The 24142-nt window shown below is 44.2% G+C and carries 19 protein-coding genes, 1 pseudogene and 1 riboswitch; of the genes and pseudogenes, 5 read left to right on the forward strand and 15 right to left on the reverse strand.

What is annotated here, in order from left to right; all coding sequences use genetic code 11:
- Positions 1–19 precede the first annotated feature (19 nt).
- The 5 genes and pseudogenes from MM817_RS02340 to MM817_RS02360 all read right to left on the reverse strand — a co-directional run bounded on the left by MM817_RS02340 (position 20) and on the right by MM817_RS02360 (position 6822).
- A complete protein-coding gene (locus tag MM817_RS02340; RefSeq protein WP_241711826.1) occupies positions 20–1255 on the reverse strand; it encodes a S1C family serine protease in 1236 nt (411 codons plus the stop codon).
- A gap of 196 nt (positions 1256–1451) precedes the next feature.
- Positions 1452–2370, reverse strand: a pseudogene (locus tag MM817_RS02345) (aldo/keto reductase).
- A gap of 150 nt (positions 2371–2520) precedes the next feature.
- Positions 2521–3534 carry a cytochrome d ubiquinol oxidase subunit II gene (gene cydB / locus MM817_RS02350; protein ID WP_241711827.1) on the reverse strand — a complete coding sequence of 338 codons (1014 nt, stop codon included), beginning with the start codon at positions 3532–3534 and terminating at the stop codon, positions 2521–2523.
- Between the two features lie 44 nt (positions 3535–3578).
- Positions 3579–4979 carry a cytochrome ubiquinol oxidase subunit I gene (locus tag MM817_RS02355; protein ID WP_241711828.1) on the reverse strand — a complete coding sequence of 467 codons (1401 nt, stop codon included), beginning with the start codon at positions 4977–4979 and terminating at the stop codon, positions 3579–3581.
- 163 nt (positions 4980–5142) lie between these two features.
- Positions 5143–6822, reverse strand: a complete 1680-nt coding sequence (locus tag MM817_RS02360; RefSeq protein WP_241711829.1) for a M14 family metallopeptidase — start codon at positions 6820–6822, stop codon at positions 5143–5145.
- A gap of 154 nt (positions 6823–6976) precedes the next feature.
- On the opposite strand from MM817_RS02360, the gene MM817_RS02365 reads away from it, so the two are divergent.
- Complete coding sequence (locus MM817_RS02365) at positions 6977–7900, forward strand: ketopantoate reductase family protein (protein ID WP_241711830.1); 924 nt, start codon at positions 6977–6979, stop codon at positions 7898–7900.
- Positions 7901–7944: 44 nt separating this feature from the next.
- A complete protein-coding gene (locus MM817_RS02370) occupies positions 7945–9408 on the forward strand; it encodes a trypsin-like peptidase domain-containing protein (RefSeq protein WP_241711831.1) in 1464 nt (487 codons plus the stop codon).
- A gap of 16 nt (positions 9409–9424) precedes the next feature.
- Here MM817_RS02370 and MM817_RS02375 read toward each other — a convergent pair whose 3' ends face one another.
- Together MM817_RS02375 and MM817_RS02380 are read right to left on the reverse strand one after the other, a co-directional pair.
- Entirely contained in the window at positions 9425–10381 is a 957-nt protein-coding gene (locus tag MM817_RS02375; RefSeq protein WP_241711832.1) for a ring-cleaving dioxygenase, read from the reverse strand.
- A gap of 25 nt (positions 10382–10406) precedes the next feature.
- Positions 10407–11570 carry an SAM-dependent methyltransferase gene (locus MM817_RS02380; protein ID WP_241711833.1) on the reverse strand — a complete coding sequence of 388 codons (1164 nt, stop codon included), beginning with the start codon at positions 11568–11570 and terminating at the stop codon, positions 10407–10409.
- 574 nt (positions 11571–12144) lie between these two features.
- On the opposite strand from MM817_RS02380, the gene MM817_RS02385 reads away from it, so the two are divergent.
- On the forward strand, positions 12145–13074 hold the full coding sequence (locus MM817_RS02385) for an aldo/keto reductase (RefSeq protein ID WP_241711834.1): 930 nt from the start codon (positions 12145–12147) through the stop codon (positions 13072–13074).
- Positions 13075–13118: 44 nt separating this feature from the next.
- On the opposite strand, the gene MM817_RS02390 is transcribed toward MM817_RS02385, so the two are convergent.
- Both MM817_RS02390 and MM817_RS02395 read right to left on the reverse strand, forming a co-directional pair.
- Positions 13119–14021, reverse strand: a complete 903-nt coding sequence (locus MM817_RS02390; RefSeq protein ID WP_241711835.1) for a mechanosensitive ion channel family protein — start codon at positions 14019–14021, stop codon at positions 13119–13121.
- Between the two features lie 245 nt (positions 14022–14266).
- The gene (locus MM817_RS02395) at positions 14267–14449 is read right to left on the reverse strand and encodes a small acid-soluble spore protein H (RefSeq protein WP_241711836.1); all 183 of its coding nucleotides are present in this window, start codon (positions 14447–14449) and stop codon (positions 14267–14269) included.
- A 335-nt stretch (positions 14450–14784) separates the two neighbouring features.
- Between MM817_RS02395 and MM817_RS02400 the strand changes: the two genes are divergently transcribed.
- On the forward strand, positions 14785–15753 hold the full coding sequence (locus MM817_RS02400; protein ID WP_241711837.1) for a Gfo/Idh/MocA family protein: 969 nt from the start codon (positions 14785–14787) through the stop codon (positions 15751–15753).
- A 244-nt stretch (positions 15754–15997) separates the two neighbouring features.
- On the opposite strand, the gene MM817_RS02405 is transcribed toward MM817_RS02400, so the two are convergent.
- The 3 genes from MM817_RS02405 to MM817_RS02415 all read right to left on the reverse strand — a co-directional run bounded on the left by MM817_RS02405 (position 15998) and on the right by MM817_RS02415 (position 19402).
- The gene (locus MM817_RS02405; protein WP_241711838.1) at positions 15998–16984 is read right to left on the reverse strand and encodes a quinone oxidoreductase family protein; all 987 of its coding nucleotides are present in this window, start codon (positions 16982–16984) and stop codon (positions 15998–16000) included.
- Positions 16985–17001: 17 nt separating this feature from the next.
- The gene (locus MM817_RS02410; protein WP_241711839.1) at positions 17002–18006 is read right to left on the reverse strand and encodes an aldo/keto reductase; all 1005 of its coding nucleotides are present in this window, start codon (positions 18004–18006) and stop codon (positions 17002–17004) included.
- 160 nt (positions 18007–18166) lie between these two features.
- A complete protein-coding gene (locus MM817_RS02415) occupies positions 18167–19402 on the reverse strand; it encodes a GTP-binding protein (RefSeq protein ID WP_241711840.1) in 1236 nt (411 codons plus the stop codon).
- 355 nt (positions 19403–19757) lie between these two features.
- Between MM817_RS02415 and MM817_RS02420 the strand changes: the two genes are divergently transcribed.
- Positions 19758–20771, forward strand: coding sequence for an aromatic ring-hydroxylating oxygenase subunit alpha (locus tag MM817_RS02420; protein WP_241711841.1), 1014 nt, complete (start codon positions 19758–19760; stop codon positions 20769–20771).
- A 101-nt stretch (positions 20772–20872) separates the two neighbouring features.
- Here the strand turns inward: MM817_RS02420 and MM817_RS02425 are convergent, their stop codons facing one another.
- The 3 genes from MM817_RS02425 to MM817_RS02435 all read right to left on the reverse strand — a co-directional run bounded on the left by MM817_RS02425 (position 20873) and on the right by MM817_RS02435 (position 24095).
- The gene (locus MM817_RS02425) at positions 20873–21598 is read right to left on the reverse strand and encodes a metal-dependent hydrolase (protein WP_241711842.1); all 726 of its coding nucleotides are present in this window, start codon (positions 21596–21598) and stop codon (positions 20873–20875) included.
- Between the two features lie 216 nt (positions 21599–21814).
- Positions 21815–22231 (reverse strand): hypothetical protein, encoded by a 417-nt coding sequence (locus MM817_RS02430; RefSeq protein ID WP_241711843.1) that lies wholly within the window; start codon positions 22229–22231, stop codon positions 21815–21817.
- 341 nt (positions 22232–22572) lie between these two features.
- Positions 22573–22725, reverse strand: a riboswitch (cyclic di-AMP (ydaO/yuaA leader).
- A 323-nt stretch (positions 22726–23048) separates the two neighbouring features.
- On the reverse strand, positions 23049–24095 hold the full coding sequence (locus tag MM817_RS02435) for a hypothetical protein (RefSeq protein WP_241711844.1): 1047 nt from the start codon (positions 24093–24095) through the stop codon (positions 23049–23051).
- Between the last annotated feature and the right edge of the window lie 47 nt (positions 24096–24142).

Raw genomic sequence — 24142 nt, forward strand, 5'->3', positions numbered from 1 at the left:
GCTGCTTTACACTTCATCTTTACCCTTGCACATTGCCTGTAGACGGCGGATTAGACGGGACAGGTAGGTCCCCTAACTTCTCGCGCAACTCCAACTTCTGTTGTCCGCGGTATACAGTGATAATCACAGACTGGCCAGGTTGATAATCTTTCCACAATATCGCTTGCAGTGCAGTCACCCCTGTTACTGTATGTCCGTTGATGGCAACAATGACATCGCCGTGTTGCAAACCTGCACTTTTTGCACCTGCAGTCATCACTTTTACAATCCACACACCATCATGAACGGGGACGTTGGGTTGATACTGTTCAGGTACCGCAGAAAGCGACTCGGCCTCTATTCCAATGGCCGCATGTACAGCGTGACCAGTAGTAAGAATTTGGTGAACGATCATTTTCACTTCATTAATCGGAATGGAGAAACCCATACCTTGAAATCCGTGCGCTACAATTTTGGAATTATTAATACCTACCACTTCTCCTGCAAGATTACATAGCGGACCACCACTATTGCCCGGATTAATCACAGCATCTGTCTGCAATTCTGTCTGATCGCTGATCACGTCACCCGTAGCTTCATCAATCACAGGAACTGTACGCTGTGTCGCGCTAATCACACCCGCTGTCACAGAGTCTGCAAAATGCAGACCAGCCGGATTTCCAATTGCAAAAACCGCTTGTCCTGCTTGTAGAGTAGCTGAATTTCCTAGCTTTGCAACATTATTTGCTGAGAGATCACTGACTGGCACCTTTAGAACAGCTAAATCAGTATAAGGGTCATCGCCCACGACCGTAGCTGTTACGTGAACCTTTCTCCCAATGACAACTACAACCTTAGCTGCCCCTTGCACCACATGGTAGTTTGTTACGATATACCCTTTCTTACTAAAGATAACACCGGAACCGACACTCTCTTCTTGCAATGAAGTCATTCCAGTTGTGCTATTTTGCATCTCTTGATAGTTGAGGACACCGACTACTGCTGGCTCTACCTTTTTCACTGCCTGTACAATAGAATCATTGATCTTCACAGTAACCGGGCGTAGATTATGGTAACTCATATTTTGTAAATTCGGACTAGATAACGCTGGAGATGGCAGAATATTAGCGTGCACCATCAACGGAACAGCCACCAACGTCGTAGCCGCTCCAACTGCCATCGAAAGGACAATCTGTGCAATCCACTTGAGCGATGGGCGAACGCCAGCTGTGCGATTTTTAGTGGTGCGCTCTTGATCATCATTATAAAATCCCATTTCGGATCCCCCTTCTTTCTGCATCTTGTGGTGATGTACAGTAACTACGTCCGATTATACGAATAAGTCACACGCTAGCTCAATTGTCTCTACGTAGTTGTCATAGACTGTTACTTATTCAACCAAAATCATCCATAGAATGTGCAACTGTCCATGTACCGCACATTCTATGGATGGCAGAAACCCTTGCTACGATCTACTCCCAAGCCGATGGATGCTTTAGACTGACTACATCCAAGTCTGCCGCTTTGGCGTTTAACTCCACCTGTTCGATATTTTTGCATCCTGGGATCACAGAAGTTACCGCTGGATGTTGCAAACACCAGGCAAGTGCCCATTGTGCCATATCGATTCCCGCCGGTACTTCCTTCTGTTTGATCTCTTCTACCTGTTGCAGTTGTGAGGCGATGAGCTCTGCTGGACGCTTGCCGCGCACATCATTTTGATCAAATGAAGCCGTTGGCTGATATTTTCCACTCAAAAATCCACTCGCTAGTGGCACGCGTGCCAACACACCTAAATCCTGTGAAATACATGACGGAAATACACGCTCTTCCGGTTTTTGATCAATTCTGTTATAGACGACTTGAATAACCTTCGCGTGAATGTCACTTGCCTTATTGGTTTGATGAAGATTGTCATTATTTCCAAGCGATATCCCTAAGTGTCTAATCTTTCCGGCCAAGACTTGTTTATCAAGCAATGTCCACAAATCATCCTGATCAAAAGAACCATCACTACCAGAGTGAAATTGATAGATATCTATGTAGTCTGTTTGTAACGCACGAAGTGAATCCTCCAATTGCTGTAGCACAACTAGGAGACCATAGTTGCACACGACTCGCATGTCCACTGTACTTATGGCCAAACTTGGTTGCAATCACCCAGTCACCGCGCTCCCTGGCAATCGACTGTCCAATAAGCGATTCAGAGAGATGATCGCCATAGCACTCTGCCGTATCAATAAAATTGATTCCTAATTCTTTTGCTCGAGCTAACATGTCATCGACTTCGGATTGTGTAAAATCCTTACCCCACTCGCCCCCAAATTGCCATGTTCCTAATCCCACGACCGATACTTTTAATTCCGTTTGTCCAAGTCTCCGATATTTCACTGTGGTCACTCCCGCATGTTTATCATGATTACATCCTCTTACTAAATATAAGCATTACACTAAAATTCATTTTGAGCAAGTAGCCCCACATAAAAACCACGCTACGTGCACGAAGCGCGTAACGTGGCTTTTTATGTATTCTTCGTACGCTCAATAATCCAAATGTCCACCTGGTTGCAAGCGATGTCGAAATACCCAGTACGTCCATCCTTGATAAAGGATAATCACCGGAAGCAACGTCAAAGCAATGATCGACATCACCGTCAAAGAGTATGGACCGCTCGCGGCGTTATAGATCGTCAAGTTCCACAAGGGGCTAAGGGAACTGATCATGACGCGTGGGAAGAGATCAAAAAATACAGTCGCTACAGAAAAGGCAATAGCAGATGCACTAAAGATGAACGCCCAACCATCGTGTTCTGTATAGACAAGAAAGGGTACAGACAAAATAGACAGTGCGGCAAAGACAGGTAAGCTCCCCGGATCAAACCCAACCTTGATAAAAATATCCGTTTCAAAGTAACTATAGATGACAAATAGAAACATGCCAATGGTCGTCCACACACCGATGCTCTTTGCCGCCTGACGTGCTCTATGTTGCATATCTCCCGTAAATCTTAGTGTGATAAACAGTGCTCCATGCAATAAACACATCAAAGTCAAACTAATGCCACCTAACAAGGCATAAGGACTCAATAAATCCCAAAAGCTCCCTACATAGTTCATGTGACGATCGATGGGTACACCTCTCATCAGGTTCGCTAATGCAATCCCCCATAAGAAGGGAGGCAAAACACTCCCAGCAAATGCAGCCCAATCCCAAAAAGTTCGCCAACTTTCACGACTGAGCTTACTTCGAAATTCAAATGCCACACCACGCGCCATCAGTGCAATAAGCAGTAAAAAGAGCGCCACATAAAACCCACTAAACAATGTTGCATACCAGTTTGGAAAAGCAGCAAACATCGCTGCACCCGCTGAAACAAACCATACTTCATTGGCATCCCAGAAAGGGCCAATACTATTAATGAGTAATCTACGCTGTTCATCTGTTTTCCCAAGGAATGGTGAAATCATCCCTACTCCAAAGTCAAATCCTTCTAGCACAAAGAAACCCATAAACAGAAACGCAATGAGGATAAACCATACGGTATTTAAGTCCATGAACCTCACCCCACCAAAAACAAAATGTATTTCTTCATCACTGACTATGTTTCAAAAAGAGGTTGAACCGCGGATGTTGCATCCATTTCATCTGGACCAATTTCAGGATCAGGTCCTTTGCGAATAAACTTCACAAAAAGGAACACATCGACAACAGCAAATGCAGCATATACCGCACCAAATCCAAGAATGCTCATCAACACGAGTGGTGAACCAACAGTCGGCGAGATACTATTAGTTGTTTTTAGTAATCCAACCACCGCCCATGGTTGACGCCCCATTTCCGTCATAATCCACCCAGTGGAATTGGCGATTAACGGCAAGCCAATCATCCATGGCATCAATTTTAAGAACCATTTTTCACGTAAGATATACTTATCTTCACGCAACCCTCGCAAAGCTCCGTATAAAGCGAGTACAATCATCAAAGATCCTGCGCCCACCATTACGCGAAATGTCCAGAATTCAATCCAAACAGATGGTACATAATTACCTGGACCATATTGTTTCACATACTTTGCCTGCAGTTCTTCAATACCTGGAACACTTCCATACGTATGGTTATACGATAGAATGCTGAGGACATAGGGAATCTTGATAGACCACGTATCGCGATGATTTTTTGAATCAATCCACGCCACTAGTGTCCACGGTGCATGATAAGAACTGGTGTGCCAAAGTGACTCAGATGCTGCCATTTTCATTGGCTGAGCGTGAATTAAATGCTGCGCTTGCGCATGTCCTACGACGACTACCAACACGCTTGAGATCAATGCCGTAAAGATCCCTATGCGAAATGACTGGGCAAACATTGTTACCTCGCGTTTTCGCAACAAATAATATGCACTGACTCCTGCGACAAAGAAAGCTCCTGTAGCAATTGCCCCTAACCACACATGAGGAAATTCTATTCTCAACTGTGGGTTGATCAGCAATGAACCAAAGCTGCGCATTTCTGCACGCCCATGTGCCAACACATAGCCCACTGGCTCTTGCATAAAGGAATTTGCTGTGAGAATCCAAAAAGCAGATAAACTTGTCCCAAGAGTCACCATCCATATCGTCAATAAGTGAACTTTAGGAGATAATTTATCCCACCCAAATAACCATGCTCCAATAAAGGCTGATTCAAGAAAGAAAGCAGCCAATGCTTCAATCGCAAGCGGTGGTCCAAAAACATCGCCAACAAATCGCGAATATGTAGCCCAATTCATTCCAAATTGAAACTCCTGCATAATCCCTGTTACGACACCAATGGCAAAGTTAATCAAAAATAATTTGGCCCAAAACTGAGCCATCCTCCGATACATGCTATCTTTTTTAACGATATATAACGTCTCCATCACACTAATGAGAAAAACTAATCCGATGGTTAAAGGGACAAAGAAAAAATGATACACTGTCGTCATGCCAAACTGCCATCGGTCAAGCCATACGGTATCCACAACCACACCTCCGCTGTTCACATCCACATGAGCACCAGCATAGTATGATCTAATTTATTCCTTTTATCCCTTTTACATTGTGTAAAGGAAGGCAAAAGAGGATTGTTCACTCTTTTGCCTTCCTTTACGATCCTGCTCTTCATCCCTACGTCAGTGCAGTTGCTTACAGTTGCACATTTTGTTCGACACGCCCAGAACGTGGGCATTCAAAAATCACTGTGACACTCGATCCAGGTGAACCTTTCACCACCCACTCCACATACCCACGCTGACTTTTTGGTGGTGCATACGTCGTCTGACTCCCATACCCATCCAAATGACCGATCGGTGCAGGCGACCTTCCTGCAACCACTTCCACAGGCCCAAGTAGTCGCGCACGCAGCCCTTCTAACATGAGTTCTTTCCCTTTTTCTGTACTTGAAGTCGGAAGAAATCCTGCATTCGATACTTCTGCCACAATGCGAAATAACTCTTCTCCTTCTTGTGTCACCTGAATAGAAGGGATAGTCAGTTTTGCAGTAGACAGTCCAAGCCTCGTCAAAAATGCACTGACTCCGACACATTCATCTAAAAGCATGTGCGGTGGTGGGTTTTGTACGACAAATTTAGGGTTTAATCCACCGATTTCTACTAGTCCAAAATCTTTGTGTTCAAATGGCATCCAGTCAAAGACACCCTCTTTTCCTACTTCCCGCTCAGCCCACGCATAGATCTTCCGTTGATCTTGTGTTCTCTCTTCTGGGGATAGGGTCATAAGATGGCGCACGCCATGTTCTCCATAACCACGTGCTCCCGCCTGTTTAGCTAGATTCCAAATCTCCACTGTAAAACTAAGGACACCAAAATGGTCGTACATCCAATCGTCTGCCGCACCTGGCATCAGCACTTTTTCATGACCAGTAGCAAAAATCTGATAATTGGAGCCAGCAAAGTATCCGCTAAGTTTTGCGCCCATCTCTGCAACACGTGTAAAAAGATAACGATCCGTTTCAGATAATACCGTGTCATCCCCTGTAGATGGCTGTCGTAAGATCACGCCGCCTGTAGTATGTAGTGCCACATATGCCGCAATATTGCGATGTGCAATAATAAAATGAGCTAGGTGGTGAAGTTCTGGTTCTGACAAAGGAAAAGTTCCAGCTCCAGGTTGACCCTTCTCACCTGCCCACCGTATAGGAAAATTGCGATTGAAGTCCATCGTCGAACGCTTCGCATCAGAAGCTCTAGACCACACAGGCAATTTACCAGATTGCGAGAGAACATCAATACGACCTTCTGGAAACACATGATAGTACTGTCCTCCCATTTCTCCCGGACGCCTTGGCCTCATAATTCGCGCATCTACTTCATCAATAGCAAAACCACCATCCTCCGCCTTCACGCGCATCGAAAGAATATGCCCATCGTCATTGACATCATCCCATATATATCCTTCTGGTGGCTCAGAGTATGGATAACTGTGTGGACTCGAACGAAATCGCGCTGGAGTGGTTAGATATAATTCTGCACCATCTACAGCAATGCGTGGAACCACGTAGACAGTATGTGAGTCAAGGAGCTCAGTTGCCTCTACATCTTTCCCATAGTTATCTAAACACCACTCGATCCAATACATAGCAACTGCATTTGTCGCCACTTCCCCTGCATGGATATTGGCATCGACAAAAATGGCAGACTTACTTTCCGCTATCCCTGTCTGAAGATTGGTTAACACTACAGCTAGCATATCTCGGCCATCACGACTCTGACCAATCACCACTACATCCATAAAATTTAGATAGTCTTCCTTCAAACGATAGAGTGCATCACACATTTCCTGATAGGTCCAATACTTAGCCGTCATCGTCATTCCTCCATTTCATATAGATGATCATATACTATCCAAGCATATGCCTGCTTAGTTTCATTAGATTACGAGTGCAATAGACGCTATTGTTTGTAATTATGTTATGATAAAAAAATAGCTAAGATATACTTTTTGAGACGAGGGATTACACTTGAATATTGTCGTGCTAGGTGCGGGAGCAGTTGGAGGATATTTTGGTGCTAAACTTGCAAAAGCTGGTTACTCTGTACAGTTTCTCGTGCGCAAAAACCGCTATGAGCAGTTAAGAGAGCGCGGGTTACAGATCGAAAGTGTACATGGCAATTTTACGATACAACCGCAACTGATTCTTAGCACGTTTGACATAGAGGTGCCACAGCTCGTCATTGTCGCACTGAAAAACTACCATCTTCAAGCGGCGCTACCACAGATTTCTGCATTAGTAAGGAATGGCGCCATCGTACTTCCACTACTCAATGGCGTGCAACACATGAACATCTTACTCGATGCCTACGGCTCCTCATCTGTACTGGGCGGCACATGCTACATCGAAACTACTCTCAATCCAATGGGAGATATCATCCATACAAGCTCACTGCAACATGTTGTTTTCGGGCAAATTGGCGATGGAATTTCAGAATCATTTCTCTCCCAAGTGGAGGACGCTTTCAGAAAATCTACTGTACAAGTAACAGCGAGTTCCTCCATCATGATAGAAATGTGGAAAAAATACCTGTTTCTTTGCACGTTTAGCGCAATTACGGCAACAACGAGACAACCCATTGGAGTCGTACGCGCAGATCCAGTCACGCTCCATTTTCTAGAAGATCTAATCGCAGAGTCTGTATCAGTGGCCAACGCAAATGGGATTGAACTCCCAGAACACATACAAGAATTGCTGATGCAACAATTTCTTGCTGTTCCAGCGAGCATGACATCCTCATTGCACCGAGATCTGGAAAAAGGATTACGCTTAGAAATTGATAGTATTCAAGGGGCTATGATTGAAATGGGACGCACATACGGCATTCCTACGCCCTCATTAGCGGCTGTATTTGCACTTTTACATCCCTACAAAGATGGACTTCCTAGCTAACTTGTTATTGTTAATCGATCCCTCTACAGAAAGTAGGGCCATGGATGCCACTTTTCCTTTGCTATGAGCCTAACAAAAAAACTGCAGAACAGATCATAAAAGAAGCTCATCGGCACATGCATCGTCCTCCACTGTTAAAAGAAGCTGTTTTTGAGCTTAGCGATTCACCACAAGCCATTCCAGCTGCAATGGATGAATTTTTAAGAACGCAAACTCGCGACACATGGTTTGTAGTGTACGACGGCCACCATGCGAGTTCCTCTCATGGTCATATTTTATTTACACCTGCATCTATGATCACCTGCAAAAGCTACAAGCAAGTACTTACCATACGCAAAAATTCTGCACATGTGGACGATGAGCCAGAAGAATTGACCTATGCAGAAAAAAGGCGCTGGTTGCGAAAAGTATGGGTGCCTGCAACCATTGGTCTCACGCTAGTTGCAGGTGGGATTGCCTATGCAACAGTCCAAGCAAATGCAAGCTTACAATCACCATTTGACACTTATTCACCTAATGCAGACAGTTCATCTTCAAACACATCTACTCTATCCAGTGCACAAAAAAATGTATCTCTACCTCCTGTAGTGAACACCCACGTGGCTCCGCAACAGGTACAAATTGAACAGCTCTCTTCACACGGGTTTACGATTTCATTTACACCTGTCTCTGGTGCCACCTCTTATGACTACAACATCATCACTTCAAATGGAACTCCTACAACAATCAATGAAGTCCCTGCTACTAGTGAATCCATTCAAACAGCGGGACCAAACGAAACCTATACGTGCCAGGTACGTGCACTTTTTTCCATCAACGGCACGATCGTCAAAGGTCCATGGAGTCACAAAATCACTACCACAACGTACATCCCCTGGTCAACGATCATCCCGCAAACAGAGGGATCTGTGGTGAAGGTAGCTGGTATTCACGATTTATCCTTTCAGTATGATGACGGAACAGGATTTTTCATTCCAGGAGGGTATATCTTAACAGACTGGCATGTGGTGAAACACTATCGCACATTTCTTCATATCGATATCCATGGATTCATGTATCCAGCCATGCTCATCGCTCATTCAGAGACAGACGATCTCGCGTTACTTAAGCCGCTCTTTTATAGCGCACCTGCAGGATTAATTGCCTCACAGCAGGTACAGATAGATATGCCAATTACCTATTTCGGATATTCATTAGGACACGCACTCCATGTTTCTAACCCCCATCTAGTCACGGGCACAAACGACACCATCCAAGTCATACACTACGGAACGCTATACAACGAATTGGAGTTTACAGGTGGCGTGGAACCAGGCGATAGTGGTGGGCCTGTGCTCAATCACTATGGACAAGTGGTCGGTATTGTCGATAACGCACAAACAGCCACATCGCCTTCGACTTATGGAAAACAGGGCGTAGATGGAGCAAACTCCATGTTGACCATCGATTCATTTTTAGCATCTGCTATACCCAATGATCTTTCTTTATTGCAACAGAATGGTTATTAAATGAGTCATCAATCGCCTACTCAATAGGTTTTAGGTGAGCCACAATTTCATCGCGCTGCGACTCGAGCATCGGTGGAAGAACTACTTTTTCACCCAACGTCGCTATATCTTCATCCACACCAAACCCGGGACCATCTGTAGCAATTTCAAATAAAATGCCATTTGGCTCGCGAAAATATAAACTTTGGAACCAATAACGATCCACTTCACCACTATTGGGAATGCGACATTCACGTAGTCGATGTGTCCATTGATGATACTCCGTCTCATTAGGTGTGCGAAAAGCGACATGGTGCACGCCACCTGCACCTGGTTGTACTACAGAAAGATGGGGTTCAACCGCCACATGCACTTCAGCATGCGGACCACCTTCCCCCATCTCATACACATACACGTTAACCGATGCATCATCTATGTGGGGGTATTGACGAAGTTGTCGCATACTAAGAACCGTTTTTAACATTAGGTCAGTACCTTGCAATTCAGGCACACTTAACATAATAGGACCTTGTCCACGAATCTGATAGGCAATTGGAACGGGACTCTTTTCCCACGGATCATGACGATCTCCTTTTCCCTGATCATCCACGAGAGCAAGCCGTTGCCCCTCAGGATCTTCAAAAAGAATCGTCATACGTCCATCTAGCTCAATGACACCACTATGCGCTACTCCTTGTTGGATAAGCCAGTGATCCCACCAAGTTAAAGCTTCTGCGCCATGAACACGCAAAAACGTCCGAATAATACTGCGAGTTCCACGCTTTTCACGAGGAGCATCCCAATCAAAGAATGTTAAGTCATTGCCAGGAGCTCCCTTACGATCTCCACTGTAAAATAAATGATAGGCACTTACATCATCTTGATTAACACTCCGCTTGACTAGACGTAATCCTAAAATGGTAGTGTAAAACTGATGATTTTCACGTATGTGAGCCGAGACCGCTGTTACGTGGTGTATCCCCATTAAATCCATATAAACACTCCTTCACTATTCCGTTTCATGAATAGATATGTTGGCGAGTTAGGGCTAGATCATTGTTTATTCCTTTAGAAAACAACATTTGATGGATATGAATATTACCCGTTCGAAACGAGGCCGCACTTGCCTGAAGATAAAGCCTCCACATCCTAATGAACCGTTCGTCAAACATACTTTTTATGGTAGGCAATGATCGTTCAAATCGAGCCGACCAATGATCTAGCGTACGCGCATAATGAGTCCGTAAATTTTCAATATCCAAAACATGAAAATTATACTCTGGGAGTAACGTAACCACTTCACGCAAAGAGGGAATATAGCCGCCAGGGAAAATATACTTTTCAATCCACGGGTCGTTAGGAATTTCAAATGGCTGCGTAATCGTATGAAGCAAGATAAGTCCTTTATCTTTTGTCACTGCTTCTATCGTTGCCATAAATTCGCGATGATTTTGTTGACCTACGTGCTCAAACATGCCAACACTTGCAATCTTATCAAACGTCTCTCCTCTTTTTGCGAGTGTACGATAATCGACTAATTCTACTTCCACTTGCTGTTCGAGATGCTGTTCACGAATTCGTTCCACTGTTTTTTGATATTGCTCAGCGCTCAGCGTGATTCCTTTTGCTTTTACGCCATAGACTGTAGCCGCGCGAATGATGAGGCTTCCCCAGCCACTGCCAATGTCCAGTAACGTTTCGTTTTCCTTGAGTTGTAACTTTTTTAGTACGTGATCAATTTTTTGAAGTTGAGCTTGTTCTAACGTGTCATCTGCCGTCTGAAAATATGCACAGGAATAACTCATGCTCTCGTCTAACCACAATTTATAGAAATCATTACCAATATCATAGTGATGTGCGACATTCTGTTTTGACTTACTCGCTGAATTTTTTTGTTTCGTGGGACGAGCACCTTTTTTCCACACCAAATCTCGATGATGGTTAGCTAATTGAATCACCGCCTCAATACTTCCATCGATGTCAACAGCCCCATTCATATAGGCTTCCCCAAACGAAACGACTGGGCTTCTCATCCATGTAAGAAGATTCGGTTTTTCTCTAAAATGAAGAATGAACGTTGGGCGATCAGCCCCATAATGTGAAGAGCTTCCGTCCCAGAAATTAACCTGATAAGAGGTCGAATTCATCCCCTTAAACAGCTTGTCCATCACATATTTCTGCAACGTCATCGATCCTTTCAACAAAATTTTATTCTCTATATTACCATATTCACTTGTTAAAAGTAAGCACGAGGTTACGTCAAAAAGACGTAACCTCCATAGGCAGTTAGTTAACAGGAACTGTGTTACATACGGTTGTATAGCTTGGTACTAACAAGAAGAACAGTACAAAGATAATGAGAAAAACGACTGCCCAACGAGTATATCCACCAAAAGTACCCATGTTCGATTTCCCTCCTTCGTAGACATAATGTACTGTATTCAGATATACACCCCATCCGTATAGGCAAATTGCTAAATAATCGCAAATCCATTTGGCACAAGCTATTCATTTTAGTTATAATGACGTGAAGATCGATCATCAGTTTTCATAGAATGGACGTGAACACATGTTGCGTTTCTGGAGAGGATTATGACCCTCAAATAAACTGATGCTCCTGGCAGGAGTAGGTTTTGGAGTTTGGACATTGATTCAAACAGTGGTAGTAAACTTCCATTTTATCCTCGCATTTTTCCACTAATAGAAAGTATATATGCCCAATCATATGAGTAATGAAGAGATTAGGAGACCATCTACATGAGAAAAAGAGCATATGGAAAGACAGGTACATCTGTTTCTGAAATTGGATTTGGAGCATGGCAATTAGGCAATGCAAAGGATTGGGGGAATATGCAAACAGCCGATGCCATAGCACTTGTTCACGCTGCCATCGATCTTGGATGCAATTTTTTTGATACTGCTCCTGGCTATGGTAAAAGCGAAGCGATCCTCGGAGAAGCATTGAAAGATAGAAGACATGAAGTGGTGATCAATACAAAGGTAGGACACACAGCTGATGGTACTTCTGACTTTTCTCCAGTAGGCATACGCAACTCCGTGTTATCTAGTCTTAAACGCCTAGGAACAGATTACTTAGACTCTGTCTTATTGCATAATCCTGCAAAAGAATTGATGGACGGCGATAGCCCACAATTCAACATGCTACGCAGCTTAAAACAAGAAGGACTCATTGGCGCCTACGGTCTGTCAATCGATACAGCGCACGAGATGCTACACGTAATAGAAAACACAGATACAGAAGTGATGGAGATTTTATTTAATATTTTCCATCAAGACACAAGAGACGCCTTTACGGCAGCTCAAAACAACAGCATTGCACTGATCGTGAAAGTCCCTCTTGACTCTGGCTGGTTGTCAGGTAAATATCATGCGAATAGTCAGTTCGAGGGCATTCGTAAGCGTTGGTCACAGGCAGATGTGCAGCGGCGAGCAGAATTGGTTGAGGATATTCGATTCATCGAAAAACCCGGGGTATCGTTAACACAAAGTGCGCTTCAATTTATTCTTGCGCATCAGGAGATCTCTACGGTGATTCCAGGAATAAAAAACATAGAACAATTGCATGAAAACCTTGGAGCAGCTACAGAAATCATGCCTGAACATATCGTCGCACAGTTACATGATTTCTGGGAAAGAGAACTCAAAACCAATCCTGTTCCGTGGTAATGGATGATACACGGTAAGATCGTCTCTGTGACATCGTGTTTAACTCATGTCACAGAGCTAGCGTCATCACTTTTTGCAGCTGCCGCATGAAATTCTCCGTTCATCCACACCTCGCGATGAAACGGTAACGATAACCCTCTTGCAAGAAAACGTTCTTGCAATTTGCGATAAGCTAGCCGTTGAACGGAAAATTGACTATACGGTTTACATTGCAACGTGGCTTCTACCGTATAGGTTGAGTCATTCAGTTGATTAACTCCAAGAATTTGAATGTCGCCTATAGCATTGGGATCTTCTTCACTAACTTCTTTTAATACCTCTTTTACAATATGCAATGCCGTATCTGCATCTGTCTCATATCCCACGTTAAATGCCACAACAGCAAGATTAATATCTTTAGAATAATTGGTCACTTGTAGAATCGTACCATTTGGAATGTAAACAATCTGACCAGTCCACACTTGCACGGACGTCATACGCATGCCCACAGCAATGACTTTACCCGTAACATTATTTGCACCTGAAGCATTGTCGATCATTACCCAATCGCCTATTCCGTATTGATCCTCAAAAAGAATAAATATACCTGCAAAAAAATCTTTAATTAACGTCTGGGCGCCAAAGCCAATAGCAAGACCTGCCACACCAGCTCCAGCTAATAAAGCAGCGATATTGACGCCAAACAGCGGCAATATGGTCAGGATGATAACAAAGTACACTGTGTACTTTAAAATATTTTCAAATAACGAGTTTAGCGTCTGTCGTCGCCGTTCATCTAGTCGAGTCTGCATTCTAAGAAAGTGGTGGATCATTCGATTCCCAATTTTAATCATGATCAACGCGATAAAATAAATGAGTAACGCTAATACAATATGCCACGCGATTACCCCTAATATATTGGTATCGCGAAAAGCCATCTGTTGTACATAATGAATAATAGGTTCCAAATCGGATCCACTCCTCTCTCAGTTCTATGACTACCCTACCATTTTTCCTTTCACTTTGAAAAGTGGTTATATCCACCTATTCGCTTGTTTACCATACGAGATCCTCTATTTTTCTATTTAGCCCATTCAAATGTCAAATGTGCCTATCATTTAGTATAATATAAAAGTTACGACCACTTGATGTATTTATCAAGTGGTCGTAACTTTTCCCTCGTCATCGTATGGTAGGTACACAATCGTTCCTATCACACATGCTCTTCTAAGCTACTCACAGGAACGTCCTGTTCGTTTTCTGGTTGATCCAGCGGATAGATCCGACACGTCTCACTTTGCTCATTGACATGTTGAATATAAATCTGTGTTTGACCCATAGTAACATCGGCCATTACTGGTGAGGCGGCAATTTCTTGCGCGCGTTGTATATCCATGTAGCACCTCCGTCATTTGCGTGATGCTTATCAACATCTCCAAAAAACCATGTATTATGCAATAGCCTCTACAATCTGTCCATTGTAGTCAGGCACTTGGCCTATTGAGTAGCGATGACTTCCATACCAAGGGATGGACTTGACCATAACCACTCTACTGTATCGTAACATGAGAAAAAACAAGTTCATCACCGAGTATCCCTACGCATCTAAAATGAACAGAACTCATTACACTCTTTCCCTTGCTTACGTTTATATCGTATCATGATTCATGTCTTCTGATAACCGAGGATAACCGAGAATCACCAATACAGAATTAGAGGAGTCTTACCTATATGCATGTCGTTCATTGGGGCATTCTTGGCACAGCCAGAATTGCAGAGTCGCAATTTATTCCTGCCATTCGGGACGTTATCGATTCAGAAATCACGGCTGTAGCTAGTAGAGATGCTACCCGTGCATCTGCTTTTGCTACCCGCAATGCAATACCTACGGCTTACGACAACTATGAAGCTCTTCTTGCTGATCCGCAGATCGATGCGGTTTATATTCCACTACCTAATCATGAACATGCTCGCTTTGCTATACTCGCTGCGAAATACGGAAAACATGTGCTGTGTGAAAAGCCCCTTGCACTACATGCACAAGAAGTTAAAGAAATGCGTGACGCGGCAACTGCACAGGGAACTCTGATGATGGAGGCCTTTATGTATCCATTTCACCCACAGTGGGAACGTGTGCGCGACATCATCGAAAAAGGAGAAATTGGTGAAGTTCGAATCATCTCCTCATCGTTTAGTTTTCCCTTAAACAACGACCAAGACATTCGTATGAATCGCAGTTATGGTGGAGGCGCTTTGTACGACGTTGGAACGTACTGTGTACATGTCAGCCGTATGCTCATGCAGGATGAACCTTTTCAAGTGACGGCACTGGCTCATTTTGATGAAAAACACGGTATTGATCTTACGTTGTCTGGCATCTTGCATTTCTCTGGAGGTAGACAAGCCCATTTTGATTGTTCATTTGAAGCCATGGATCGGCAACACGTTGACATCATCGGATCTTTGGGCTCTATTGCGATTACACATCCCTTTCGTCCGGACAAAGGGAAGGCTGAGTTAATCATTCAGACCGATTCTCATACGCGCGTGGAAGCAGTCTCTACCATCAACCAATATACAAAGGAGCTTGAGTTCTTTTGTCACTGTGTGAAAACAAACTATGTGCCAAAACACTTGATGGAACAATCATTAGCTCATGCAAAAGTGCTTGATATACTGTATCAAACCGCTCGCATCTAGTTTACTCACCTACATGATGAACAGAAGGATTCGACGATCCTGATTGTACTTACAGCAAAATACCTATGTAAGCTCGGTATGGGAAACCAGATAGAAAAAGAATTATGGGAAATAATACCCTGGATTGAAAAATGAGAACGCTCATTATACACGCCCATACACAAATCGAGTAGGAGGGGGCGGCTAGCCCCCGACCTCTCACACCACCGTACATGCGGGTCCGCATACGGCGGTTCACCTTTTATTAGACTCTATCCATCGTCAGTAGGATTTTACCGGTACTTGTTCGACTCTCCAGAAATTTATGCGCTTTAGCACCTTCTTCAAATGGAAATTTGGCACTAATCGGAATCATCAACTGGTCATTTGCAGCAAGTGTTAGCACTGCTTCAACTGATGCGCGTAAGCTCTCTTTACGCAAACGACGCGTGGTGCCCATGCTGTATCCAAGAACGGATCGGCAACTGCCATGCAACTCCGTAGTTGCTACATAACCAGGTTTCCCTGAAGCGCTACCAAATGCTGCAATGCGTCCAAAATTCGCGAGACAACGCAGATTATCGCTAAAGGCATCCCCAGCGACTGAGTCTAGGATCACGTCCACACCATGACTATCTGTGGCAGCCATGACAGCATCAGCAAAAGATCCATGGCTATAATTAATGACTACGTCTGCACCATGTGCCTTTGCAACCGCCATTTTTTCATCACGCCCTACAGTTCCAATAACAAGTCCCGCACCTAGATGTTTCGCCAATTGCAGCGCAACTGTACCAATACCACCCGCTGCAGCATGAACAAGTACGCGCTCCCCAGGCAGCAAATGCGTTACCTTTGTGAGCAATTCATACGAGGTCACCGATACTGTGAGCATGGCAGCTGCTGTATCGAAAGTGATGGTTTCTGGAATGGCATAGGTGAGCGCTACGTCTGCTAGTGTGTATTCACTATAGGACCCACCACTTGGAAACGCCACCACGCGCTGTCCCGGGACAAATGTCGTAACGCCCGCCCCCACAGCATCGACTGTGCCAGCTACGTCTAGTCCTGGTACAAATGGCGGTTGTGATGCATTGTGATACCGACCTTGTCGCGCCATCACATCAGAAAAATTAACACTTGCCGCCTTTACGCGAATGCGAATCTGACCCTCACTCGGTTCTGGGATCGGTTGCTCCACGACTTGCAATACATCCGTCCCACCAAAAGCTGTCACCACTAATGCCAACACAGCACTCACCTCCTCAGTTATCGTTGTTCATTGCGCCGTGGCAATGAGTACCATAGTCCATTGAGATCTGCCAACTCTTCTTGTGTCAACAGTGGGGCTTGTGCCGCCGCCAGACTAGCATCGAGTTGCTCTGGACGGCTCGCTCCAAGAATCGCTGACGTAATACCACGCTGCTGTGTCACCCAACGTACGGCTGTAGTGACCATATTGTAGTTGCGTTCATTACACCAAGCGCGATATTGCTCCACGGCATCAAATGTTGCCGCTTGCCAGTAGCGAGTTTGATACAGGTCACCTGCCCGCGACAATCCTCCAAGTGAAAAACGCGAACCCACTTCTACACCTTGCCCTGGTTGATACCGTCCCGTAAGCATGCCCCCTGCTAAGGGATTGTAAGAGATCATTCCTATACCTTCCTCCACACACGCGGGTACCAGTTCATCTTCAATCATCCGAAATAATAAATTGTAGCGCGGTTGGACCGACTGGATGCGCACGAGATTTTTTTGTTCTGCTAGGCCAAGTGCTTTCATCACTTGCCACGCACGCCAGTTAGAGACTCCGATATAGCGTACCTTGCCTTCTTGTACGAGGCTTTCAAACGCGCGTAGCGTCTCTTCAAGTGGTGTGGTTGCATCAAAAGAGTGCGCTTGATACAAGTCTATGTAGTCTGTTTTCAAGCGACGTAAGCTATCATCCACAGCAGACATGATGTGTTTACGGCTCAATCCTTTATCGTTTGGACCAGGGCCCATCTCTCCGTGACATTTCGTAGCAAGTACAACTCTGTCTCGCTTGCCTTCTAACCAATTGCCAATGATGTTCTCTGTTTGACCGAGCATTTCATAAGTGGAACCAAGCGGATAGACGTCAGCCGTGTCGATGAAAAAAACACCTGCATCTAGTGCTTGATCTAAAATAGCATGTGCCGTTTGCTCATCAGCCTGATTGCCAAAAGTCATCGTACCAAGGCACAATTCAGACACTTTTAATCCTGAATTCCCGAGCGTGCGTATCTCCAACGTGATCCCTCCCCTATCATCATTCTCTTCTATTGTAACGCAAAGAGAATAGATAAGACCATGTTCTCTAAGAGATCGATTGCATGCGCTGTTCGTGATAGTGATGCAAAGTTGTATTAGCCACTGCAATGGTTTCCATGCGCTCAACTGCTTTCATGAATCACATTCCTCCATTCATCATCGTATCAACTGTATCAACCGGCTCTTCCATGATCCATTTCGGTAATGGATCATCAAAAAGATCCCAATCAGTTGCTAGTTCCTCCATAGTCAATAGACATGCATCCATGTGCCGCTCAATATCATTTCGATTCATATCGATCCCGATGAACACTAATTCGTTCATTCTGTCCCCGAATTCATCGTGCCACGTAGAAACCCATTCTGGATCTGCGGTCTTGATCTCTATCTGCTCTTCCTCTGACAAAGAAGCAGCAAAATAACCCATAGGGCCCATTTGAATAGAAGGCCCTGCTTGGCTAAAAGAGAACGCAACATCATTTCTCGTAGCTAACCAGATCATTCCTTTGGTACGGATCACTGTATCTGGCCAGGTTTCCATAAAAGCAGCAAATCTTCCGGGATGAAGAGGAGATTGTCTCCTATATACGAACGAATCAATTCCATACTCTTCTGTTTCAGGGACATGTCGATCCAATTGCAGTTCTCTGATCCAACCTGCAGATTGCGAGGCCATGTCAAAGTCAAAACGCTTCGTATCCAAGATTTCACGAGGATCCACTACCCCATAAGATGTGCGAATGAATTTTGCGCCCGGCTGTAGAGAGGAAAGAATACGTTCTAATATCTGCAATTGTTCTTCAGATACACAATCGCACTTATTGAGTACCAGAACGTCACAGAATTCAATTTGATCAATTAGCAAATCCACTACCTCACGTGTGTCATCCTCACCAATTGCCTGCTTGCGATCCAGTAGCGTTTCTCCGCATGCATAATCAGTAAAAAAACGACTCGCATCGACGACCGTTACCATACAATCAAGGCGACAAACCGCAGAAAGATCAATTCCCTCCTCTTCATCTACATAAACAAATGTCTGTGCAACAGGAACAGGCTCACTAATACCGGAAGATTCAATTAAAATGTAATCAAATGATTGAGCTTCTACTAGTGACATCACTTCACGCAAAAGATCTTCTCGTAGCGTGCAACAAATACATCCATTAGTCATTTCTACCAAGCGCTCTTCCGTGCGCGACAACGTCCCTTCTCGCTTGACCATAGCTGCATCGATGTTAACTTCACTCATGTCATTGACAATAACTGCAACTCGCAATCCAAGGCGATTATGTAGTACGTGGTTAAGAACTGTTGTCTTTCCTGCTCCAAGATATCCACTCAACACAGTAACTGGTATACGCTCTGCTTGCACTTCTGTACCACCCCTTTCAACGACATAATAGCGTAATGATTACTAATTGTAAATAGTAATCATTACGCTATTATGTCCAAAGAGAGCTGATCTTCAGATAGTCAACAAGTTGCAACCTTCTGTACAGCAGCAACTCTGACTTCTGCCATTTCCGCAAAACGTATGATATCAACATTAGGAAATTACCAACTGGCAGTAAAGGATACACCAGATAAGTACAAAGCTTACAATCCAATACGCCGCGCACTAATCATCCCATACCATCATGGACACAAGGAATAAAAATCACAAACCAACACACCTTTGCTATAATGAATGTAATTCGTAAAAATATATACTCATGGAGTGATCACGCATGAACATCGCATCGCACCAAAACTTCGTAGGTCTTCCTACCGACGAGCGTTTACCCAGTGATGAAACTGTGTTTCCAGTTGCCTGGTATGCGATAGCGTGGTCACGTGAACTGAAAGATAAACCGCTAAAACGCAAAATACTTGGACAAGATATAGTGATATATCGAGATGGTAAAAATCACGTTCGTGCGCTGAACGCTTATTGTTCACATCGCGGTGCAGACCTATCGCTCGGCCACTGTACTGAGCGAGGGCTCACATGTGTCTATCATGGGTGGACATTTAGTGCAGACGGAGGATGTATTTCGATCCCTGCGCATCCTGATCGTCCTATCCCTGAATTTGCACGTGTAACCGCCTATTCCGTGCAAGAACGTGCTGGACTGATCTGGCTGTATCCTACACCTTTCAAATCAGATCAGGAAATACCAGAACTCATCCTATTTCCCGAACTTGAGGATCCCCATTTTACATTGGCTGCATACGATCAGCATTGGCAGGCACATCTTACGCGCGTCGTAGAAAGCGTGCTTGATGTTGCTCATTTAGCATTTGTGCACAAGCAAACAATTGGCAAACGCGTCCCCAAAGAGATCATTCACATGCAATTCGAGGTACCTGACCGCGACACAATTATAATAAAAAATGGAGGCGGTTTGCTTTATTATCAATTTCCTCAACAGTGGATTTTGCGGCCAGCAACAACGTCCCATAGCCAGTTCATTAACTATGTGACGTTCACGCCGGTAGATCGCCAAGAAACGATCATCTTTGGTTACGCAGGACGCACCTTTGCACGATTTATCCCAGGACTAAGTGCCATTTTCTCGCGTTATAGCCTAAAAGTCTTATCAGAAGACAAGAATATCGTGGAAAGTCAGCACCCACGCCCGATCCCTGAAGCCCTCCGAATGGAAGCGCATGTCCCTGCAGACGCACCTCAAGTCAGGTTTCGCCAGCGTTGGTTTGAATTTTTGTCCAATGATCGTGAAACAAAGATCATGTTAAAATGACTTGCACACAAAAACCCACACGGTTTACACAACACCGATAGATCTACTCTTTATGTACCAATCCAAGTTCAAGTATCGGATCAGGTAAGGGGCCATCTACATCACTTCACCGTGAACCATAAAAATCCAACTAGTGCAACCAACCCAATCGCATGATCGGCCGCACTTCCCGTCTTCACAAGCCGTATGCCTTGCCGTGCAGGAAGCGGCCACAACAGAGGTACACCACCCGCAATTCCATCGGCAATCAAATGCAGCGCATATCCTGCCATCGCAGCCTCCGCACACACTGCCCACAACCCGTGTAAGCTTATCATCATGCCCATTGAAAACAACCCAATTCCAAGCACGCTATGCGTGAACATCCGATGACTCGTAAAGATAGCCCCCATACTCCAAGCAAAGAAGGCTAGTCCAGCCACTAAGGGCATCACATGAGTGACCACACCATACATAGCGAACAACCCCACAGCTCCAAGTGCGATTTTTCGCATTACATTTGCTCGCGAGAACAAAGTAAACGTAAGCAACGCATAACCTACTATGCTAAATAGAGTCAGTGGCACATGGCCTGCAAGGAGTACATATAACGCAATGAGAAGAAAGGCAATCCGTCCGACCATCTCTGCTTTCCTTGCTAACAGCGAATGCGACTCATCCAGATCCGGTACGAGCGAACCTAAGACCGCTCCTACTACCACGAGCGCCTCTGGTACAAGATTGACCGTCCTCATCGCAAAGACCGGCTCCCACGGCAAGGAAATCAATAGTGGCGTGATGACCGTTGCTCCAAGCGCTCCGATAGCCATATGTGTGCGTCCAAGCATGCCACTCATTCCTCTCTTCAATCGGTAATGCCATATGCTGATATGAGTATCCACATGCCATTTTCCAAAATACTAACGAACATAACTGACTCTTAGTTCCTTTGCCATAATTACATACATTGAGCGTGATCACAATCAGTTTTTTCATTGGACATAGATAGCGATTAGAAGGTAACCTTTATACTGTAGTCGATTTGTTGGCATAGGAACCACAAATTACGATTGATAGTGATCTTTGAATCTTTTCCAATCCATACTCCCAACAAACACTCTATTCTTGCAGATATGATCAATAGGCTTGGACAATCGATTACAGTACCAATTATATGCATTTCCAAACCACCGAATGGTAAATCGCATGATATCTCTTATGAATACTTCTCTTTGTTCAACCTCAAATCCATCTCGTGAATAATCCGTGACTATACTCGATTCCATGATTGTTTTTACATCGCTATATTGATCACTCGAAGCAATTTCTCGATAAGTTTTAAGTCTGATATGATGAAAATCATCTTTTGTTACATAGTAGAAGAGGTATTTTGGCGAATGATACAGTGTTAAGATACCGTTTACGTCCTTTTTTACTTTATAGTGCTCATTAATCCGTTTGCTGAAAATGAACTTACTCATTCATTTCATCTCCTATGCGTCAAATCAGATCCATGAGTGGATCATTGTGCATGATTCCCCATCATCTTATCTTGCATATGATGTTTGTGAGAAACCTCCAGCTAGGACTACCATTTTGTGCTGAGTATGCTTATTGCGTGCATAGACTTGCAAGATCGATCAACATCAACTTGCAAGTCCAAACCATTTCAATTGCGATCGACCTATTGAATAAGAGCCCAAGCCAAAGCGAGGCTATCTTCTATAACTGCCAACAGATAGTCCAAAACACCATGGCCATGCCTTGAATGATACAAACAAATAACCAACAGGAGTCATCATGGGAAGTAAGGAAGTATGATGACATTTCTACTATTCGCCTACGAGGTTAGCTGTCGGGTTCGGCAAAGTTTTTGCCTATGATGCATCGTGGGCACGATCACATCAATTCACCCCAAATAGTGGTTCCCCCGTTCTCTGCAATACTCACCGCAAAGATTCAGCCCGTATAAAAATGTCACGAAGGACATTGCTTTTGAGTAAAAGACACATTTTATGATAGCATCTCAAGTGAAAAGATAAAAGTAATTTTTTCAATTATTTTACATTCGACATCCAATTGAACGTGAATACATTACTTATCCAAACGTCCAACTAGACAATTCACGGTTCAATAAACTCCAAACCATTTCAGCTAAAGGATGTCCCTACGGCAATGCGCCATTAAAAGATTTGTGTCCACAATCAGTTGTGCCCACAATCAGAGCCTATCACCAAGGGGCATCTCTTCTTCATGTGTCCTCAGGAACGTCTACTGACTTATTGGTACACTTTTCGTTTACTTCGTGAACACAGTTTTCAAAACGGTCACTGGATTGCCTGTCTCCTTTAGTTCATAAACGCGTGTACCCACCTGCCATGCAATAGTGGTAGCCAGATCATCCGCGCCTTTTGAAGTTATCGATTGCCCAGCTACGATGAATCCTTTATTGTGCAGAACAGGAAGAGAATTTATGTGCAGATAGATGGCCATGTTTTTGGTGACGCTCAATGCATCTGGAGTGTTAGCCCAAAACTGCGTAATAATTGACCAACGCCCTTCCTGCCAACCATACATATTCAACCCACCGCTGGTCGAGTGTTTCGCCTTAATTCCCATTCCAAGATTACTATCTGAACCTGATGGGACAAACTGACCAGAACTATAATCTTGAAGCAACATTATTGCATTTGTTGCAGCTGTGATCGATGGATACGTCTTTTCGCTTATCCCCGAGTCGTGTTTACCGTATCCGCTAGTAGCGGCAGATACATTCCAATGATATGCCGACGGAATTGTCACACCTTTTACTGGATACACGCTGTAGTAAACTGTCCCTGATTTGTTTGTGGCAATAACGGCTTGACCGTTGGTGAAGGCCACATAGTCACCGTTCCCAATGCCAATGCACTTCGCTGGCACCAAAAGACCTACGGTCATTCCGCCTTGTTTAGTTTGCTCCAACACATTTATAGACAACGGAAATGTCTGGACAGCACTTTTTACTTGTTGATTCACTCCCATCCACGAATAACCGAAGGCATTATTTTTGCCGTGATTACTCAGGGCACCGTACCATACCTGATCCATTTGTGGATTAACGGTAACATTCGTTTCTCCATAGTTCAAAATATAGTTTGTCCCTACGGTTGGGTTAGCCCGTGCAGTGAGTTGAACATCACGCATGAACCACGCTGGAACAGATGACTGGGGTGTTGCTGCGTGCTTCACGACGGGCGATTGTGCTTGCTGTGCATCTCCGCCAGCCGCAAATGAGTGATCGCATCCAGTAAGGGTGATCCCTACGCCAATGACTAATGAAGCGATGAAAATTGAGTTCTTCATGATACGTCCCTCCTGTTACAAAGATTACTATAACAATATAGACGAGA

The sequence above is a fragment of the Sulfoacidibacillus ferrooxidans genome (genome assembly GCF_022606465.1).
GTDB lineage: Bacteria > Bacillota > Bacilli > Alicyclobacillales > SLC66 > Sulfoacidibacillus > Sulfoacidibacillus ferrooxidans.

Excerpts from the sequence above, each read along its gene's own strand:
- MM817_RS02340 (WP_241711826.1), bottom strand. The coding sequence starts at position 1,255 with ATGGGATTTTATAATGATGATCAAGAGCGCACCACTAAAAATCGCACA.
- cydB (WP_241711827.1), bottom strand. The coding sequence starts at position 3,534 with ATGGACTTAAATACCGTATGGTTTATCCTCATTGCGTTTCTGTTTATG.
- MM817_RS02360 (WP_241711829.1), bottom strand. The coding sequence starts at position 6,822 with ATGACGGCTAAGTATTGGACCTATCAGGAAATGTGTGATGCACTCTAT.
- MM817_RS02370 (WP_241711831.1), top strand. The coding sequence starts at position 7,945 with ATGCCACTTTTCCTTTGCTATGAGCCTAACAAAAAAACTGCAGAACAG.
- MM817_RS02375 (WP_241711832.1), bottom strand. The coding sequence starts at position 10,381 with ATGGATTTAATGGGGATACACCACGTAACAGCGGTCTCGGCTCACATA.
- MM817_RS02385 (WP_241711834.1), top strand. The coding sequence starts at position 12,145 with ATGAGAAAAAGAGCATATGGAAAGACAGGTACATCTGTTTCTGAAATT.
- MM817_RS02395 (WP_241711836.1), bottom strand. The coding sequence starts at position 14,449 with ATGGATATACAACGCGCGCAAGAAATTGCCGCCTCACCAGTAATGGCC.
- MM817_RS02400 (WP_241711837.1), top strand. The coding sequence starts at position 14,785 with ATGCATGTCGTTCATTGGGGCATTCTTGGCACAGCCAGAATTGCAGAG.
- MM817_RS02420 (WP_241711841.1), top strand. The coding sequence starts at position 19,758 with ATGAACATCGCATCGCACCAAAACTTCGTAGGTCTTCCTACCGACGAG.
- MM817_RS02425 (WP_241711842.1), bottom strand. The coding sequence starts at position 21,598 with ATGCTTGGACGCACACATATGGCTATCGGAGCGCTTGGAGCAACGGTC.
- MM817_RS02430 (WP_241711843.1), bottom strand. The coding sequence starts at position 22,231 with ATGAGTAAGTTCATTTTCAGCAAACGGATTAATGAGCACTATAAAGTA.
- MM817_RS02435 (WP_241711844.1), bottom strand. The coding sequence starts at position 24,095 with ATGAAGAACTCAATTTTCATCGCTTCATTAGTCATTGGCGTAGGGATC.